We start from the raw sequence: 18,799 nt of genomic DNA on the forward strand, positions 1-18,799 counted from the left end.
TTATGACGCGAGCCGCAGGGCACTCTGGGTCACGGGCGGGCGGTACGCCGCGCAAGAACGAAACGGCCGCAGCCGAAGGCACCGTCTTTCCCTGCGGTGCGACGGCCAGGAACCCGGCGAATAGACGTATTTGTCGTGAGCTCCTGAGGGAGGTTCGGCTTTTGTCGCGAGATGAAGGGCCGACGACACCCTTCGTCCACCCGACTACCAGATCACCCACCAACTTCCGCGACCAGCAGCAACTAAGATTGGGCTCGCACTCACCATGGACTCCCTCAAGTCTAGCATTGCGAAAGTCGCCACCGGCGCCGGATTGACCCACGAAGAAGCAGCATCAGCATTCCAAATAATCATGTCTGGCGAGGCCACGCCTTCACAGCTTGGCGGGCTCCTGATGGCCCTGCGGGTGCGGGGCGAAACCGTCGAGGAGATCACGGGAGCGGTTTCGGCCATGCGCAGCAAGATGCTCCGGGTCAGCGCGCCCGCCGAGGCAATCGACATTGTCGGAACCGGAGGGGATGGTTCTGGCACCGTGAATGTGTCCACATGTGCCGCTTTCATTGTCGCAGGCGCCGGCGTTCCAGTTGCAAAACATTGCAACGGAGCGGCCTCATCACGCTCAGGCTCCGCCGACGTCCTCGCGTCGCTCGGCGTGAAGCTTGATCTGGATCCCGATCGCGTTGGCAACTGTGTGCGCGAAGCTGGGATTGGATTTATGTATTCGCCCATCCATCATCCCGTGATGAAGCACGTCCGCTCGACACGGGCCGAGCTTGCGACTCGTACGATCTTCAATATGCTGGGCCCGCTAGCCAATCCGGCAGGGATCACGCGGCAGCTTGTGGGGGTTTTTTCGCGACGGTGGGTGCAGCCTTTCGCGGAAGTGCTGAAGACTCTTGGCGCTGAGTCGGCCTGGGTCGTGCATGGTTTGGATGGGCTCGACGAGCTCACTCTTACCGGTCCTACTCTAGTCGCCGCACTTAGCGAGGGCAGCATCCGCACATTCGAGGTGACGCCGGAGGAAGCAGGCCTTACTCGTTGTAGCGGAGAAAGTCTAAAGGGCGGCGATGCCGACGCTGGCGCATTGGCGCTACAACGCGTGCTGGAAGGCATACGAGGCCCGTATCGGGACATCGCGATTTTCAACGCCGCAGCAGGGCTGGTGGTCGCCGGCTACGTCAAGACCCTGAAGGAGGGCGTCGCCATTGGAGAGCAATCACTCGATACGGGCGCCGCAGCCGCCCGACTGAAACGTCTGATCGAAGTGTCAAACGCTTGACGACGGGATAGCCAATGTCGGACTTTCTGAGCAGGATCGAGGCCTATAAGCGCGAGGAGATCATCTACGCCAAGGGAGCAGTTCCGCTATCAGAGGTCGAGGCGCTTGCACGGCGTGCTCCGGCACCACGCGGATTTGTCAGCGCGATCCGCAACAAGCATGTTGCGCGCGAGTACGCACTAATTGCCGAGATAAAGAGGGCATCCCCCTCTAGAGGCCTCATTCGCGCCGACTTCGATCCGTCCTTGCTGGCGAAAGCCTATGAAGCCGGCGGAGCAGCCTGCCTCTCGGTCCTAACGGATGGGAAGTCCTTTCAGGGACATCTCGATTTTATGATGGCGGCGCGAGCTGCAACAAGTCTGCCGATACTGCGAAAGGACTTCATCTTCGATACCTATCAGGTAATCGAAGCGCGCGCCTATGGATCTGATTGCATCCTGATCATCATGGCGGCTCTCGACGACGGCGCTGCCCACGAGATCGAAGCCGCCGCACACTCATATGGTATGGACGTCCTAATCGAGATCCATGATCGGGAGGAGCTCGAGCGCGCGCTAAGGCTTCATTCGCCCATGATTGGCATTAACAACCGTAACTTGCGTACCTTTGTGACAACCCTAGCGATCACAGAAGCGCTGGCGCCGCTGGTTCCACCAGACCGTTTGAGCGTCTCCGAAAGCGGCATCTTTGCGAATTCCGATCTGCAGCGGCTCTCACGGGTGGGCGTCTCAACTTTCCTCGTCGGCGAGAGTTTGATGCGACAATCAGATGTCACGACAGCAACCCATGCGCTGCTATCTCACCGGCCTGCCGTTAGGCCCGGAACGCATTGATGCACGCAGAATCCTCCGCTCCGACGCGATTAGCTCCCGTTCGGCAAGACCGGCATCGGCCTATGCGCGTGCCAGCAATCGCCTCGACCTACATTGACGGCCCGGCCTACTCTTTCGAAACGTATCGCAATGATCATCGAATACTCACGTAAACGTGGCCTACACCTTCACGATCCCTTCGATTTCCGTAAGCTTAAGCTCGTATTCAAGGCTGAAGCGCCTGTAGGATCGCCTGCTTTAAGAGGAATTATCATCGTGGACAGGGATAATGCACTGGTCCCTGTTGATCTTATTCCCGTTCTGCCAGGCACGCCGCATGACGATAACTCCTGGGCAACAGCTTACCGTAAGATGGTTGAATTGGCCCGCGAGCTAAACTGGATCGATGTCGACGCAAACGCAATTCGCGTGCACATCGAGAAGCAATTCTGATTATGGACGTCCCATTCCCGTAGCGAGGCGGCCTATCCAGTAGACGTTACCCCCGGGTTGCCGCAGGTATCTGCCGCCGGCCGTTATCGGGGAGCAAGGGGAGCGGCCTGGTGGCGGTCCAAGTCGGATTTGGGATGTCTTGGCGTAGCGGCCCCGCGACCGCCTGAGAGCCGCTCCTCAATTAACCGATGACACGCAATCGAACTCCACGAACCACGATCTGACCTTCCATGACACGTGGGAACGACGACGATGTCAACGACAAAAGCGGCGAGCGACTGATGATAAATCTTAGCACTCTGGTTGAGCGCAACGCGGCGTTCGACGCCGACAAAGCCGCAATCCACTTTGAAGGGACCACGTTGACCTATGGTGCTCTGTTGGGCCGTATCGAACAGGCCGCGCGAGCCTTGAAAGTCCGGCTCGGCGTCGAGAGAGGTGACCGCATTGCGATCCTTAGCCTCAATCGGCCTGACTATCTCGTTCTGCTGTATGCCTGCGCCCGGCTCGGCGCAATTCTCGTACCGTTGAATTGGCGGCTTGCGATCACCGAGCAGCTCTTCATCCTGTCCGACGCTGGTATCAAAGTCCTTGTGCTTGAACCGGCCTTTGAGAGGCTCCTCCCGATGCTAGCGGAGCAGTTGCCCTCGGCAAGCATTATAGGATTCGACTTTGACCCAGTCGGCGGAAGCGAATGGTGTGAGCTGCTTGAGGAAGCGCGCGGTGATGACCGCAACGCGTATGTCGATCTGTCATGTCCACTCCTGATCGTCTATACGTCGGGAACCACGGGACGACCCAAGGGCGCTGTGCTGCGCCAGGAAGCCTTGTTTTGGAATGGCGTCATGAGTCGGCACATGCATGGTCTCGGCCCGAGCGATCATATCCTGTCCGTGTTGCCCCTATTTCACGTCGGCGGCCTCAACATTCTGACCACGCCAGCGCTGCATTACGGCGCAACCGTCACGCTCCACGAGCGGTTTACGCCAGAGGCGACCCTTGCAGCGTTCGAGCACGATCAACCCACGCTAACTGTATTGGTGCCAGCGACGATCCAAGCTCTGGCCGGTCATCCCGGGTGGCCGATGGTCAACGTATCCTCACTGAAGGCCATCTCCACCGGCTCAACCATGGTGCCAAGGCACGTTATCAAGCAATTGGTCGAACGCGGCGTAACGGTGCTGCAGGTTTATGGCTCGACGGAAACCAGTCCAATTGCTCTCTATACACGGCTAGGCGGCGATCTCACACGTGATGGTTCGACCGGACTGCCGGGCCTGTGCTGCGAAGTGGCAATCATGAATGATGCCGGCGATAGGCTACCGCCAGGCACTGCAGGCGAGATTGCAGTACGCGGGCCCAATCTCTTCTGCGAATATTGGAACAACCAACATGCAACCCGCGAGGTTTTGCGCAATGGCTGGTATTATACTGGCGATGTCGGTCGCCACGATGCGGATGGATATTTTTGGGTACTAGATCGCAAGAAGAATATGATCATTTCCGGCGGAGAAAACATTTATTCGGCGGAGGTAGAGCGGGTGCTTACGGGGCACCCCGATGTCGCGGAGTGCGCCGTTATCGGCCGACCCGACCCTCGTTGGGACGAAGTGCCCGTCGCCTATGTGGTCAAGCAGCCCGGGGCCCGGATTGAGGCGGACCTGCTGATCGCCTATGTGAAGGCGCAGCTCGCAGGCTTTAAGGCGCCACGCGAAATCATCTTTACGGATGGGTTGCCGAAAACGGAGTTCGGCAAACTCCAGCATTTCAAGTTGAAGGAGCTCGATGCCCGCACAAGCAGTCAAATCTAGGCAGATTGAACCTATAGGATCGGACACCAACGGTAGTATCTACCTTTAAGCCCCACTTGGTACTCAAGCCATCGTCGCGTCCAATCTGCTTTGGGCCTTCCGTGTCACACAAGATCGCAGTAATCGGTTCAGAGTTGTCGACTACAACAGTTAGTCGTCCGTAAGAATCAAGAACCTCGGACGAGCCGAGCCAGAAGAGACACTTTGGCGCAACACAAGTTTTCGCCACGGCGAGGTCCGGAAGTAATAGCCCGCACTAGAGGACCACGTCGATGGCGTCTCCTTCGCGATACCATCGTTAATTGCCCGTGCCGCACTCGGATCTGATCTGGCGACGACCGGCTCGGCAGGTGGAATTCTCTCGGAGCGCGCTTGGTTTGGTGGTGTCACCCGCCGCTTCTGCCCCGAGATGAACGCCCTTAGCGTGTAATGCGGGAAGTCGCAGCAGCCTGGTCGAGGACCGTACGCTCGATGCGGTTTGATCACCACCTCCATCTGGAGGAGGACGGTTACCAGTGCGGGATCGTCAAGCCGTTGCAGAGCATCGTCTTCACGTGGGCCCCGAATTGCCCGTCTTGGCGTTAGCCAGCGTGTTGCCGACCTAAACATCGGCGCCAAACGTAAGGTCGGTGTGGCCTGCTCTCTCCACAGATTCCACCTCCAGCCCGTGCAAGTAGACTGTCGGTCCACGTTGGTGCTGGTTCTGCTGAAGCAGGCGTCGCGCTCGCCAGCACAAACTCCAACGCCTTCGATGCTGTGGCGCCCAGTAAATTGATCGCAAGGCGCTCTAGGGGCTTGAATCGTACGTGGCGTCAAATTGTACGATCTAAGACAACGAGGCGGTGTGCATCACCACACCAACTCCGGCTAGGCCGCGGCTTAGGGTTCAGAGGCTCAGCTTCAGCACTTCTCGACGGAGTGCCGGGAGACGGATGAGTTTAGGCCCCACGAGGATGATTGGTCGGAAACTGCTTGAGCGAAGGATAGAGGATTGTACTGGACAGCGCGAGGATGATCGATATGGCCCCAGTCTTTGAACGAGAGACTTCGCCCGACAAGACCTGCAGACCCATTCGTTCGTGGCTGACATACATCGATAGCGCCATCAAAGAGTTCCGCCAGCTTGGAACGTCACTCGTTGAAGAACTGGATCTCTGGATCCTTTCACAACGGAGGTGTGTGATGCGGAAGATAATAGCTTCTGAGCTCAAGACGACGGACAGTAAAAGCGTCTTGGTCGTTCAGATCAGTTGAGTTTCGTCCTGCTCACAGCATCGAGATAGCCCACCCGCACAGGTGACTTCAGCTCACCTTCGCTGGCGCCTGACTCAATGCGCTCGAGCGCACTAAGACTGCTTAGTTCGAACGTCCCAGTCCGCCAGCTTTCGGCGCCCTTGGCGCGCCTCTCGCGCAAAACTCTTTACCGGAGATCGAAAGAGAATCATGACAGACGCAAAAATACGGAGCCTGCTGTCATCGCTTACTCCGATCGCTCGCGAATTGGACGCTCTGCCGGCGGGCCGGCCAGCCCCGGCTGATTGTTTCATGAGGCTAAATGCGAATGAGAATCCATTTCCGTTGCCAAGCATTGTGATGCGAAGTGCAATTACAGCGCTAGAGCGGCAATACCTGTATCCGGAGCATGACAATATCACCTTGAGGGAAGCAGCGGCCGCCGCCTATGGTATGTCTGCCGACCGCGTCATGGCTGGTAATGGATCATCTGAACTTCTTAGCCTGGTTTATAGAGCTTTTCTTACTCCGGGTGACAGCATCGCAATGTTGTCGCCGGGGTTCTCGTTCAATCGTAAGCTAGCATCGTTACAAGGGGCGCAGTTTATTGAAGTCCGCGGCAACGAACTTGACCGCCTGCCGATCGACAGATTTCTCTTCGGACCTGCAAAACATGCCAAATTCATTCTGTTGGCTAATCCGAACAATCCGACGGGCGCCTTCGTGCCAGTCGCTGAGATCGAGCGCCTCGTAGCGAAGTATGACCGATTGGTCGTGCTGGACGAGGCGTATGTCGACTTCGCGCCTGAGAACGGGCTCCACCTGGTGAACCGATATTCAAATCTTTTGATTCTGCGTACGTTCTCCAAGAGCTATGCAACCGCGGGCATTCGCATTGGTTTCGCGTTCGGACATCCCGAGCTGATTGGGAGGCTTCGTAACTTCCAGAATATGTTCAACATGAGTGTGATTGGGCACGCCGTTGGCATGAGCGTCCTTTCGCATCGTCGCGCCTACGACGAGATCCTCAGCCACATCAAGGATGAACGGCAACGAGTCTCGGGCGCGCTCTCCGAGTTCGGGTTCTCTGTGATACCCTCGCACGCGAATTTTCTCCTCGCCCGTGTGCCTGCGGGTCAGGACGGCAAATGGTGGCAGAGCGCTTTGGAGCGTCAGAGGATCCTTGTCGCCTTCTTTCCGAATGACGGTCTAGAAGATTGTATTCGCGTTAGCATCGGTACAAGGAACCAGATGGACGCATTTCTTGAGGCCATCGATAAGATTCGTCTGGGAGCAGACAGCTCTTAAGTCCGTCATGTTCATCCAACCGTCGGGCACGTGAGCAAGAAGGTTTGGCGCGCCCGCCCGGCTCCTCGCCAGGCCGCCTCTTCGATCTGCTGTCGGACGTACGCTCTGGATCCGCAGAGCTATCGCTGCAGGCGGCATGAGCCCTGCATCAAAAGCAACGCATTTCGCCAAGCCGCTTCAGCTTTCGACAGCCAGCGGTCCTCAACCTCACACTGGAGGTCGTCTAGTGACTAACATCCTTGGTTCAAATCTGACTTGCGGCATCTTCGATCATTTTGATGAAGATGGGCGCAGTATTGCCAACCAATATGCGGACCGCCTGGTCTTGGCCGAGACCTACGATCGCCTCGGATTCTATGCGTATCATCTCGCGGAGCATCACTGTACACCCCATGGACGAAGCCCCTCGCCCAACCTGTTTTTATCCAGCGTGATACAGCGCACCCGGCGGCTTCGCGTCGGCCAATTGGTCATGCTGCTCAACCTCTATCACCCGCTGCGTGCGTTCGAGGAGATCTGCATGTTGGATCACTTGAGTAATGGCAGACTTGAAGTGGGTATTGGGCGTGGCTCCCTCCCGATGGAACTAACTTATTTCGGGGTGGACGCGGATGTGGCTCCAAGTCGTTACGAAGAAGCTTCCCAAATCCTTGTTAATGCGATGAATGGCGGAGTTCTAAACTATCGGGGGCAGCATTTTGTCCTCGACGGTGTTCCCCTGACCCTTTCGCCCCACCAGCGTCCGCACCCTCCGACATGGGTCGCTACAAATCGGCTAGAGTCCGCCAGTTGGGCAGCAGCAAATGGCGCAAACCTTGCGTGCGTGGGGCCGTCTTCTGTTGTTCGCAAAGTCAGCGACGTGTTTCGCGCTCATGAGAAAACCAAGCACCCCGATGAAGGTGGGGACCGGTTTATTGCTTTGCTCCGCATGATCGTGATTGGTCGTTCTGAAGCAGAGGCCTATTCGCTCGCCGCACCAGCTTACGAACGCTGGCTCACCAGCTTTAAGTTTCTATACGAGTTGAACGACCTATCCCTGCCCGCCAATCTTCCTCCGACTTTCGAGGCCGCAATCGAAAGTGAACTGTGCGTCGTAGGAACGCAAGCTTCTGTGCGGCAGACCGTTCTTCATCATCTGGAAGAGGCTGGTGCTAACTATCTTCTTTGCCAACCCGCATTTGGAAACCTCCCTGTCGACGCAGTCGTTAACACGGCAGCTGCGATCCACTCTGAATTCATCGCCCCAGAGCGGTGAATGGTTTTTTGATCCACTCAGATCAACTTTTGCGTGAGATGATCGACGAGTTCCAACGTACTGCTGTGCACAGCACACCCGCAAACCGGTCGGCGCGGCAGCGATAGACCGATCTCTTGAGGTCTCTGCGGCACGTTCAAGAGGAGGCCGATATTTTAAGGCCTCTTCGTCATCCGTGTGAAGTGGATTTCACGACTTCGAATGCGTACTCTCGGCAAACGACAACATGGTGGCGGCGAGTGCCTCACGAGATCCGATACGACTGGCGTTCTTCGACCCCAGCCAATGTCATCGCCGGCGTGTTAGGCACCTCCTTAGGCTGCCTGCGTTCCGATATCTTTGTTCGCACACGGCAAACTGTTGCGCCGCCCCGGGTCCGCCACTTGTCTTCCAGCATCCAATTTATGCCCTACGCGCCGCTTCGTGCCGGTTCTGCCTCCCGCACGAAGACAATCGCAAGTCCGAGGCCGACAAGGCCAATCAGTATGGACGCCCCGGCAAGGGATTTAACCCCGTTGGCCTCGACGATAATTCCGCCGAAAAAGGCGCCGATAGCGATGCCTGCAAAGATGGTCGAGCTGTTCATCGCCAGGACTAGCCTCGACCTTCCCCCGGCTAAACCGAGGAGACGGTGTTGGATGGGGACAAGATACATGTAGCTCACGATCCCCCAGAGAAAGGCGATGAGCAGCGTGAGGAAACCGTGTCGCCCGAATGCAACTAGTCCTACCAGCAAAATTAATTGTGCGGTGACTGCCCCGATGAGGACCTTGTAGGAGCCCAAGCGATCGGTCAGAGCGCCGCAGGCCGCGTTTCCGATCAACGCTCCTAAACCATAAGCAAAGAGCGCGGATGAGAGCAGCGGGACTCCGTCAAGCAGTGAACCAGTGATGAAGACGCTGATGTAGGAATAGACGACGAATTCGGAAACGACCACGAACAGTGTTACGGAAAGGACACCATAGATGATGTTGGGGAAGTCTTTCGAGGTACGACCTTTTCCATGCTCCGGCGCCTGAGCGGGTATCACGGACCTCATGGAGGTGAAGACCAGCAAAGTGAGAAGCGCAACGACGGCAACGAAGACGAAGGCATAGCGCCAGCCTATCGCATCTGCGATCCAGCTGGTGGCCGGAACGCCGGTAACCTGTGAAACGGTCATGCCACCGAAGATGAGGGACAACGCCACCCCCTTGCGCGCGGGACGCAGGAGTTCGGTAGCCAGCGCGGTAGCTGCCGGGGTGAACATCGCGGCGCCATAAGCGGAAACGGCTCGACCTGCCGCAAGGATTATGAAATCGGGCGCGATCGCACAGACCAGATTGCCGACGAGGAAGATGGTGAGGGACAGGATCTGGACACCGCGACGGGTCACGGCTTTGAACATCCAGGCATTCAGCGGCGCAAAGACGGCGTAGCAGATTGCGTATATCGAGACGATCCAGCCCGCCGCGCCAGTTGTAATAGTTAGGTCACGAGAGATCACGCCAAGTGCGCCAATGATGACAAAAGTGTCTAGGCCGATCGCGAAGGCACCGATGGTCAGGGCGGCAAGGGCGAGTTTCGTTCTCGCATCGGAAGGGATGAGGTCATGACCATTTTCTTCAGCTTCTTGTGCATGTTCAGGGCAGCGCATCCCGCAACTCATGACGGAGATTGCATCGAACCGGAATGGCGGTGACGAGGGCCGTCCCCACAACGCGGTCGTCCACGTCGTCCGATCGGTACGATCCTGCGCCAACGCTGGCATTGTACACGCCTTCAAGGACCTCCTGCCCAACAGCCGGATTTGTCGTTTCCTCAGCAACTTCCATGCTTCTTGCCGATATAACCCCGGAGATGACCTGTTTCCAAAAGCCTGCTGGAGCGTGCTTTAGTCAGCAGACTCCGCGCGCAGGGAGCCGGCGGATCAGTCAGCTTCGCGACGAAGGCTCAGCTAATCTGAGCGCCTGACGCCCGGACTAACGTTCACTAGTCCACAGTTGGCCACCTCCGTGCCTTCGATCAACAACTAGCCTTAATAGTTGACATGCGCGTTAGCCCAAGAATCGGCCTCCCTCGCTGACATCGCCATTGCCGGCGAATGGGCGCCGTTTACGGCCGCTGGCGCAACTAAGCGTGCTTGCGCCGCAAAAGCGCTCATGCCATTCAGGAGAACGTTGCGCAATTCCGCGCCTTCTAAAATTCGCGTGAGCGATAGAAGCGCTGCGCTATCCTTGACCCGGTTCGAGCTACGATATCCGAGGAGAGCCTCAAGTGCGTGCACCAGCGGCCTGCGTTTGGCGAAGAATGCGTTCAGGTGCGAGACGACGCGCTCTGTCGATTAGATATCCGAAGAGGCAGCATCGGCGCATGATCAGAATTTTGGCCTAAGAAGAAGAGCAAAATAGCCGAACGGCGGACAGTCGCGAGGTAATGGTGCGGATTGCGCTCCGATCCAGTGCAACTTGGCGTATAAGCGCCGGATTTCGCTGCCGAACGCGAGATAAGAACAGAACAGAACAGAACACGCCAGCTCAGTTGCACCAGATTACACGATCTACGAACCACTCTCTGGAGCTCTACATGAAAAGACTTCTGAGATTTTTCCTGCTCGTCCAATCCCTCTTGCTTTCCGCCGATGCCATGGCACAGGAGCTTCACGCTCCGTCATACTGAAAAATGAACGAGGTTCTGAACTGCTTATTTGGTCAGTCAATGGCGGGGCTGTACAAGGGATTTTCACAAACATGCTCAAGGCTTCGCGTGCTAGAACATCCCGTATCCTGCGTCGAGATCCGTTAGTTCGACCGGCTTGTACTCCGTTGTTACTTTTTCCAAGTCAATTCAATCACTCGCTGGGTTGGAGATATTAGGGGCTCTCACATGGCATCGTCTTGGACACTGTTCTACGTTGATAAGAACGGTAAGCCTAGCAAAGTGAAGGGAGCGGATGTATTCACGCGCGTATGGTAGTTTCCATCTTCTTGCTGCTTGGCTAGGAAGACCGCTTCGCCAGACTTGCAGTTGCGGAGCCTCAGCAGCGAGGGCGCGCCGCCCAGCTGCTAACTAGCGCCTCGCCATCCTGTTCCAACCTGTCCTATTATGAACGACGGATTCGCAGACCCCCTCGCTACTGCTTCGGATCGAAGAATGCCAGCAGCGGATGCCATCTTAGGGGTCCGAAGGGTGATCTCGAAAAGCAGCTCCGGCGTTCGAAATCCGGCACACGGTCCGCTATATCGAGGAGATGTATGAAAACAATCTGACCCGAGCGGCGTGGATGAGCGCTTGGGATTCCGCGATGGCGGCAATGCGGCGCGGCCGTCGCGCCACTTTTTGCCTATTCGATGCCTCATCGAATTTATGGCCCATCTATGATCGCCCTCGTTGCGTACGCCGCTTTACGGACGATTCTGAGGCGGCACGAGCTTCTTGTGTTCGTGAGTGTTACCTACTACGGAACCCCATTGAGCAGAAAGACTGCGAATGACGGTCGCTCTACGCTGATTATCGCCGTTGCTGCCATGCTAACTCGGGTTGGCATTTACCCCCGGGGCCAGCATGTCATCGCAGGAACTTTCCACGCCTTCGGCTGCTCCAGCCGATCGGGATCCGATCTTCGTCGTGATCGATAAGCATCGCGAACTGTCCGCCCAGTACGATATTGCCGCGTCGGTCTCGGCGAAGCTAGAGGAAGCCTCCGAATTTGGTGCCGCCGACGAAATCAGCAGCCAACGGAACTTGGCTCTCACGGAGCATGCTAATGTGCTTATCAAATCGATGCCAACCACGATCGAGGGCCTTATCGCGCTGATCCGATACGTCGCCACTCTGCGGGAGTGGGAGCTGCCTGATGACGATACGTGGTATCAAGTCTTCTTAGGGGGACTGGCGGACGCGATCAATGAAGTCGCTATGGCACAGCGGCATGCGCACTCAGCTGCATCAAAGGCTGCGGTTCGCCAATGACACTGGGTTTCATAATGCGAGGAATAGTTTTCTGGGGGTCCATCGTTTGGTTTCTCTATTTCCTTTGGCAATTACCCTTCTAAATTTTCGCGCTTTGTCAAGATAAAGCTTCTCTGTTGTCGGGAAGATGAGCGCCCGTGGACAAGCGTGGAACGGACCCGCGAGATGCGGGATATTTCAAGTGCTCCCCCCGCCGGCGCGCGCTCCCTCTTTTGCCAGAGCGGACGATTTCGCTAAAGCTTACCGGGCTTTCAAGACCGGGAACGGAAGGACCGTCTGCAAACCAATGACAGCCGCGATCCTTGGCATCACCAACATCCGGAATTGAATGAGGGGTGGGCAAGGGGCGACCGCTCGAAGATTAGATTGAGCTCGGCGGAGACGACACCTCTCGGAATGGCTCGACGCCCGGTCAGCCCCCGCGTCGCGCTAAAAAGCGCGTGGATAGTGGTCACCCGCACATGTCAGAGAAACACATCGCTGGACCGCCTCGTCCACCAAGGTGGTGGCGATCGAGTTCGACAACGGGCGCTTAGATGAGAAGGCGCGACAGCTTCGGCGACAACGCCGACCTCGTTTCGATCGATACTTCGATGACGAAGGCTTGAAAATCTAGGGCCAGCCGCCGAAACCTTCAGGCGCTCCAATCTAATTATCGATTGCTTCGGATCCATCGATAGAATGAAACAGCCGCCGTCGATCGATGCAGACATGGCGTGCTGGTTGGCAGGCTAGATAACAGACTGTCCGCCTCATTTCCGGACCTCAACAGCACCAGCTGTGGCCCGTGAATATCTGCTGAGATTGCGCGATGATCAATGAAATTGCCATCCAAAGCTTGAGGATTGCCGCAACACCACAACTGCAAGGAGGTAAACGGAGAACAGCTATAGCAGAGTAGTTGGAGGCACTTCGTATCCGAATGCCCCTCTAACTTGGTGATGCCAATTGATGCTTCGTCATCCGAGTTTCCGTTTTGCGGGTCATGATCATTCAGCCTCCGCCGCCGCTTGACATGCGCTAGCGCTTTCGAGGAAATGATCCCTCCTGGATTCTGTGGATGCTAGCTGTCAATGATTAGGTCTGAACTCGTAGCGCGTATCGCCTGCCGAAATTCGCGTCTTTACCAGCACGACGTCGAGAACATTGTAAGTACAATTCTTGGCGAGATCGTCGCTGCGCTCGAGCGCGGAGATCGGGTTGAGCTTCGTGGCTTCGGAATTTTTTCTACCAAGCAACGGCAGGCTCGCATGAACAAAAATCCGCGAACGGGCAAGCTTACGCGAGTTGACGGAAAGCGTTTTCCACACTTCAAGGCCAGCAAGGAAATGCATGGGCGCTTGAACGCGACGCAAGACTGGAAGGCGTCAAGCTTGCCTCGGAGGCAGTCTAAGGGTGGCGTCGGTGCAGTTTAAGCGCGAGAGTGAGCATCCGGTGTGGTGAAGAAGCAACGTTAATGTTGTCTCGGCAACGGACGCGGAATCGAGACCTCACAACCTCAATGGATGAGTCACCATCTGATCGACGTAGGAGCTGGCCTATATTGTGCCTGATTGAGCTACTTTCCCGGCAGCCTCGGACGGCGTGTGTGAGCGCGGCGATGCGGTTCGATCCAAAGATCAAGGACCGGCGGTCGGCTGCGGGCCCGGGGCAAGCCAGACCGGGTGATCATGGTCGCGGTGATGCGCATTGCTGGCGCGGCTAAATGCCCAAATGCGGGACGCCATAGCGCCGGCTCCAACTACAGCCGCAGTACAGTAGAGCTTCGACCATGGCAGCCCCTTGCCGCAACGAGCACAGGCCTTCAAGGCTCGCCGCAGGCCACTGCCGCAAGGCGGAGCGAAACCCCTTGACTGCCGAGCACGGTGCCGCCCACTTAGCGCGGGTCGACCACCTTGACAGTCAACACGGTAGATCTGCGCTTCGCTTGTCCAGGACGACACCGACGGTGTGGCGCCGAGGTGCCTCGGACGTACGCAGCGCGCGCGAGGCCTACGACTCCCGCACCACCGTCTTCAGATAATGATACGCCTTGATGATCTCGATCAGGCGGCCTTCGGTGGAGCGGTCGCCGCCATTGGCGTCGGGGTGGTGCTGCTTCACCAGCGCCTTGTACTTGCTCTTGACGTCGGCGAGCGCGGCGTTGGGTCCGAGGCCCATGATCTGGAGCGCCTTGCGCTCGGCGTTCATCACATTGCGAGTCTCGGCCTTGGGTTGAGCTTCGGGGCCGCGGCGCCAGTTAGCGCCGCGACCGTTGATCTCGCTGGACATGCGGAACACTTCTGACGCCATATCGATCTTGGCTTCAGCGCCCTCCTTGCCGCCATAGGTGCCCATCTTCCAGGTCGGACGGTGGCCGGTCAGCGCATCCTTCTGGTAGCGCTCGACCGCGTCGGCATTCATGCCGGAGAAGAAATTGTAATTATGATTGTACTCGCGGACGTGCCCCAGACAGAAATTCCAGTACTCGCGCGAATTCTCGCGCCCCTTCGGCGCACGATGGTTGGCCTTGTTCTGGCAGCCGACCCATTCGCAAACGGCGACGGTCTCGCGCGGCTTCGCTCCCGGCTGCTTGCCGCGAGGCTTGATACGGATGGAGTCGAAGAACTTTGATGAATCGATCGGCATGGCTGACTTTGACTACGCTGCAAAAACCTTGACGTATTGAAAGAATAAGCTGAGCAACGTTGGCTCTCCACTCATCATGGCGCAGACTCGCTCTTCGGCAGCTCGGTTGATGTGGCATTCCAATTAGGGGGTATCGGCCCGAGAATGTTGCGAACGAAAAACTCCAGGAGCTTAAGCTCGCTATAACTGCCGGGCGTTCCGTGAGCTGCGCCGGGCACTACAAGCATGTCGAAGTACTTTTCCGCTCTGATGAGCCGATCGGCAAGCTGGAATGTGGAGGACGGATCTACGTTGTGATCCATCTCGCCGACAATGAGCATCAGTTTACCTTGCAGCCGGTGGGCGTTGTCGACGGCGGAGGATTGGGCATATTCAATGCCGACCGGCCACCCCATCCACTGTTCATTCCACCAGAGCTTGTCCACCCGGTTGTCGTAGCAGCCGCTGTTGGCGACCGCCACCTTGTAGAAGTCGGGATGGAAGAGCAGCGCGCTCACGGCATTCTGACCGCCAGCAGATCCGCCGAAAATCCCGACATTCGAGATATCATACCAAGGATAGGTCGCGCTCGCCGCCTTGTGCCACAGGATTCGGTCGGGAAAGCCGGCGTCCTTCAAATTCTTCCAGGCGACGTCGTGAAATGCGCGTGAGCGGTTGTTCGTCCCCATACCGTCGATCTGAACGACAATAAAGCCTAGCTGAGTGAGCGGCTCGACCGAGGCAGAGAAGGATTTCGGAACGAAAGAGCCGGTCGGGCCGGCGTAGATGTGCTCGACGACCGGATACCTCCTGTTTTGATCAAAGTTGACCGGCAAGTGAATAACCCCCCATATATCGGTCTCTCCGTCCCGCCCCTTGGCATGGAAGCTGCGCGGCGGCTGCCAACCAGCAGCCACGAGTTCAGAGATATCCGCGCTCTCGACCTGAGATATTTCCCCATCGTCAATGGTCCGGTGCAGCGCCAAACGCGGCGGGACGTCAAGGCGTGACCAACGGTCGACAAAGTAGCGGCCATTGGGTGAGAATTCGATGTGATGATTAGCTGGTTCGGGCGTAAGCGCGGTCAGTCCCGTCCCGTCAAAGTCGACACGGTAGGCGTGAACGAAGTATGGATCCTCCCCGACGTTCATCCCGCTCGCGCCAAACCAGATCTGGCGCTTGACTGGATCGACGCGATAGACCGCGCGGACCACCCAATCCCCCCTGGTTATCTGATTTTTAAGTTTCCCGGTCCGCCCATTGAAAAGGTAGAGATGCTCATATCCGTCGCGCTCGGAAGCCCAAATGATCTCCTGCCCGTCCTCAATGTCGTAACGGAATGTTTTCCCGGTATGCTCCTGGTCTACTAGACGATGGTAGTCAACGAACGTCTTGCTGCCCTCATCAATCAGAGAGCGCACTTTGCCCGTGGCCGCATCCACCTCGACAACGCGATAGAGTTGGTGGCCTCGCTGATTGTACTCGAAGGTGAAGCCGCGACTGTCCTTCCACCACTGCATTGGTGAAAGCTCAAAAGGATCAGGGAAAGAGGAATTCTCGATCGCGATCTCACGCTTGCTGGTAATGTCAAACAGCACGGGTTGGGGTAGCGCCAAGGGATCACCCGGCTTCGGATACGCCATCGCCCAATGCCGCGGTTGAAGCTGGTCCGTCGGCGATGATTCGACATAATGGATCTCTCGTTTGTGGCCCGGACGGATTCGGTAGCCCGCCAGGTAATGCGAGTCTGGAGACCAAGTCAGGGTCGAGAGAGCATAATAGTTGTGTTCAGTTCCGTCCCAGGTCAAAGGGAATTCTTGCAAACCATCGTGGCTGCGCAGGAAGATATTGTAGTTCCTGATATAGACCAGCCATTTTCCATCAGGCGATCCGCTTGTTTTCTGCGGATCATTCTCTGCAGGTGGCGTGTCGTCATAGGGGCTTTCTTGCAAGTCATCGAGCGAGGTGGTCTCGCTTGTACAGGCATAGCTTACAAGATCGCAGCTCCAGCTGGTGTTCTCGACTCGGAAGGTAATCCTATTATCCGCCAATTCGAAACGATCGAAAGGTAAATTGTCCGAACTATACTCCTCGTGAGCCGCCTTGTTCAGCCCGACCGCGAGGCGGGCCTGATCGAAAGCCGGCCGCCTCTTGGCAGTGCCTGCATCCACGAGGATAAACTGGTGCTTGCCTTTGTTCGTTCGCCGGTAGACAAACGCTTCACCATCCGAAACCCAGAACGGCTCGCCCGGGACGTTGACAGTCAACTTGGCATAGTGATCGCGGACCATGAGCGCTCGCTTGTAATCGGATAGCAGCAGTTTGTCGTTCGCGACCTTATCGCTTAGACTATTCACGCCCCCCTCCTGCTGAGCCAACAAGGCAATCGTCAAAGCGACGAACCTAAACATGATTTTGGTATTCCTGTTTGAGACACGATAGCAGTGCTTGTGCAGGCCGACAGATCCGCTGTGCCGGTATATTCATAGCACCTCAGCTGTATCCATCTTCCCACACACTGCAGAAATGATGCCAGCCGCGCACCACGCGGTGACAGCTTGTTTTCCGATCGGGGTGTCGTCTAAACCACGGGAACAGTGGATCAAGTAACACACCCGTCCTAGATCGAACAACGCGGCCGCTGACCTGATGGCGCAGCAATGGTCCGACCGCAAACCGGGAAGGATTGACGCGGACGATGTGGATGCGCACCAGCGGCCTCATGCGATCGGCGCTATACGCCACAAATCCCGAGCGGAGATGCAGGCGGTAAGGCCCAGCAGGTGTATCCGTTGATGACACCATCGCGCCTAATACCTACTGGGCACAGCCTTTCCGCGGATATGTCTCTCTTCCTGGGACGCGGTCTTCGGCGCCGACCGATAACGGCGGTCTTGCGCATATCTCCGCTATCTAGGCTTCCGCGATCCGTATTGACGGAGCGCTTCCGCTATCAGCCATCGGATGGGACATTGGGCTTCACCGCCCTGTTGGGACTGCGGCAGGTCTGAAGATCGGCGATGCGGAGTGGATTGATGCTTAGCAAGGAGCACGATCGCAGCCGCAGCACTGACCGGCTAAAGATTTCTGTGTCCGATTGTCAGCTTTCAGCCAAGCGGCTTTGATTCGGCACGTCCCTTGCTTCATTCGTTGGCGAGCATCACGGATCGCGTGTAGAGGGGTGGCTGATGCGGAATGTCGACCAGTCGGCGTATCGCCATGAGCATCGTGTTTGCGAGCTCACTATGAGGCAACATAAAGCAACGTCTCAGGCGACTCACGCCGCGTTGGCTTGGCATTCTCGCCTTGCCGTGATGCTGACGGCCATTTGTCTTAAATTGCCGACGTGGCCACACGATCGGTTGCCTAGTTCAACTCCGTTCGGTGCCCTTTTGGCTGTGACCTCTTGGCTCGCCAATTATGAGAAGCGGTTTTCCTGATGAGGTTCAGGGGTCGTGTTGATAGACCTGCTTGCTTACGCTCGATGCGACGAGAAAGGACGTGGACATTGATGCTCGATCTGCTCAGCAGGAAGAATGCCATAGCCCGACACCCTGCGAATGCGAGGGGGCGGCCTTCCGGGAGCAGTTTGGCATGAGCGGTTAGAGTGGGAGCTCAGCTCAGCGCGAGAACCTTCAGGTAGTACGTGATGATCCAAAATACCGAGATGAAGGCACCGTTTGAGACGACCATAACGATCGGCTCCCTTAGCCGAATGTTAGTGACCATGTACTTTTTGAAAATGCTCACCGTCGTGCTTTCTCTCGTAGCAGGTATCGACGCAGCCATGGCAGAACACCCGGGCTATCGGGGTGGCTGCTCCGGGATTCTGGTTGATTCTCCGTTGCTTCTGGCTGATAAGTTCCGATCGGAAGGCCATGCTCTCGATCTCTAAGTGACGGCTAGCCGACACCACGGGAGCGCTTGGCGCAGAGTGCGGATCTGTTCGACTTTGATGCGCGCGCATCGTGCAGCGTTGAGCGCTGTCACTGCTCCAGCGACCTCCGCTCTGCGACATCGATCGATGGGGAAGAAGAATACTAACGAGGAGTCAAACTGACTTGCTGAAGTCGTCAAAGACACGCGAGCA

12 protein-coding genes are annotated in these 18,799 nt (G+C 57.0%); 9 read left to right on the forward strand and 3 right to left on the reverse strand.

Annotated elements, in window-relative coordinates; translation table 11 throughout:
• Positions 1–265 precede the first annotated feature (265 nt).
• The 6 genes from trpD to BCCGELA001_RS36285 all read left to right on the forward strand — a co-directional run bounded on the left by trpD (position 266) and on the right by BCCGELA001_RS36285 (position 8,151).
• Positions 266–1,279, forward strand: a complete 1,014-nt coding sequence (trpD, locus tag BCCGELA001_RS28670; protein ID WP_060736860.1) for an anthranilate phosphoribosyltransferase — start codon at positions 266–268, stop codon at positions 1,277–1,279.
• A gap of 14 nt (positions 1,280–1,293) precedes the next feature.
• Positions 1,294–2,112, forward strand: coding sequence for an indole-3-glycerol phosphate synthase TrpC (gene trpC, locus BCCGELA001_RS28675; protein ID WP_008557914.1), 819 nt, complete (start codon positions 1,294–1,296; stop codon positions 2,110–2,112).
• A gap of 129 nt (positions 2,113–2,241) precedes the next feature.
• Positions 2,242–2,544 carry a hypothetical protein gene (locus BCCGELA001_RS28680; RefSeq protein WP_008557916.1) on the forward strand — a complete coding sequence of 101 codons (303 nt, stop codon included), beginning with the start codon at positions 2,242–2,244 and terminating at the stop codon, positions 2,542–2,544.
• 284 nt (positions 2,545–2,828) lie between these two features.
• Positions 2,829–4,355 (forward strand): class I adenylate-forming enzyme family protein, encoded by a 1,527-nt coding sequence (locus BCCGELA001_RS28685; protein WP_060737898.1) that lies wholly within the window; start codon positions 2,829–2,831, stop codon positions 4,353–4,355.
• A 1,443-nt stretch (positions 4,356–5,798) separates the two neighbouring features.
• Positions 5,799–6,896 (forward strand): histidinol-phosphate transaminase, encoded by a 1,098-nt coding sequence (hisC, locus tag BCCGELA001_RS28695; protein WP_060736861.1) that lies wholly within the window; start codon positions 5,799–5,801, stop codon positions 6,894–6,896.
• 226 nt (positions 6,897–7,122) lie between these two features.
• Positions 7,123–8,151 (forward strand): LLM class flavin-dependent oxidoreductase, encoded by a 1,029-nt coding sequence (locus BCCGELA001_RS36285; RefSeq protein WP_083543415.1) that lies wholly within the window; start codon positions 7,123–7,125, stop codon positions 8,149–8,151.
• Between the two features lie 409 nt (positions 8,152–8,560).
• On the opposite strand, the gene BCCGELA001_RS28705 is transcribed toward BCCGELA001_RS36285, so the two are convergent.
• Entirely contained in the window at positions 8,561–9,787 is a 1,227-nt protein-coding gene (locus BCCGELA001_RS28705) for an MFS transporter (protein WP_008557933.1), read from the reverse strand.
• A 1,907-nt stretch (positions 9,788–11,694) separates the two neighbouring features.
• Between BCCGELA001_RS28705 and BCCGELA001_RS28710 the strand changes: the two genes are divergently transcribed.
• Both BCCGELA001_RS28710 and BCCGELA001_RS28715 read left to right on the forward strand, forming a co-directional pair.
• The gene (locus tag BCCGELA001_RS28710) at positions 11,695–12,102 is read left to right on the forward strand and encodes a hypothetical protein (protein WP_060736863.1); all 408 of its coding nucleotides are present in this window, start codon (positions 11,695–11,697) and stop codon (positions 12,100–12,102) included.
• A gap of 1,073 nt (positions 12,103–13,175) precedes the next feature.
• Positions 13,176–13,517 carry an HU family DNA-binding protein gene (locus tag BCCGELA001_RS28715; RefSeq protein WP_008557940.1) on the forward strand — a complete coding sequence of 114 codons (342 nt, stop codon included), beginning with the start codon at positions 13,176–13,178 and terminating at the stop codon, positions 13,515–13,517.
• Between the two features lie 577 nt (positions 13,518–14,094).
• Here the strand turns inward: BCCGELA001_RS28715 and BCCGELA001_RS28720 are convergent.
• A complete protein-coding gene (locus BCCGELA001_RS28720; protein WP_008557942.1) occupies positions 14,095–14,730 on the reverse strand; it encodes a J domain-containing protein in 636 nt (211 codons plus the stop codon).
• Positions 14,731–14,804: 74 nt separating this feature from the next.
• On the reverse strand, positions 14,805–17,120 hold the full coding sequence (locus BCCGELA001_RS28725; protein ID WP_060736864.1) for a S9 family peptidase: 2,316 nt from the start codon (positions 17,118–17,120) through the stop codon (positions 14,805–14,807).
• Positions 17,121–18,358: 1,238 nt separating this feature from the next.
• On the opposite strand from BCCGELA001_RS28725, the gene BCCGELA001_RS28730 reads away from it, so the two are divergent.
• The gene (locus BCCGELA001_RS28730) at positions 18,359–18,604 is read left to right on the forward strand and encodes a hypothetical protein (protein ID WP_008557957.1); all 246 of its coding nucleotides are present in this window, start codon (positions 18,359–18,361) and stop codon (positions 18,602–18,604) included.
• Positions 18,605–18,799: the final 195 nt, after the last annotated feature.

Origin of the sequence: Bradyrhizobium sp. CCGE-LA001 (genome assembly GCF_000296215.2) — a bacterium.
In the GTDB taxonomy this organism is placed as follows: Bacteria; Pseudomonadota; Alphaproteobacteria; order Rhizobiales; family Xanthobacteraceae; genus Bradyrhizobium.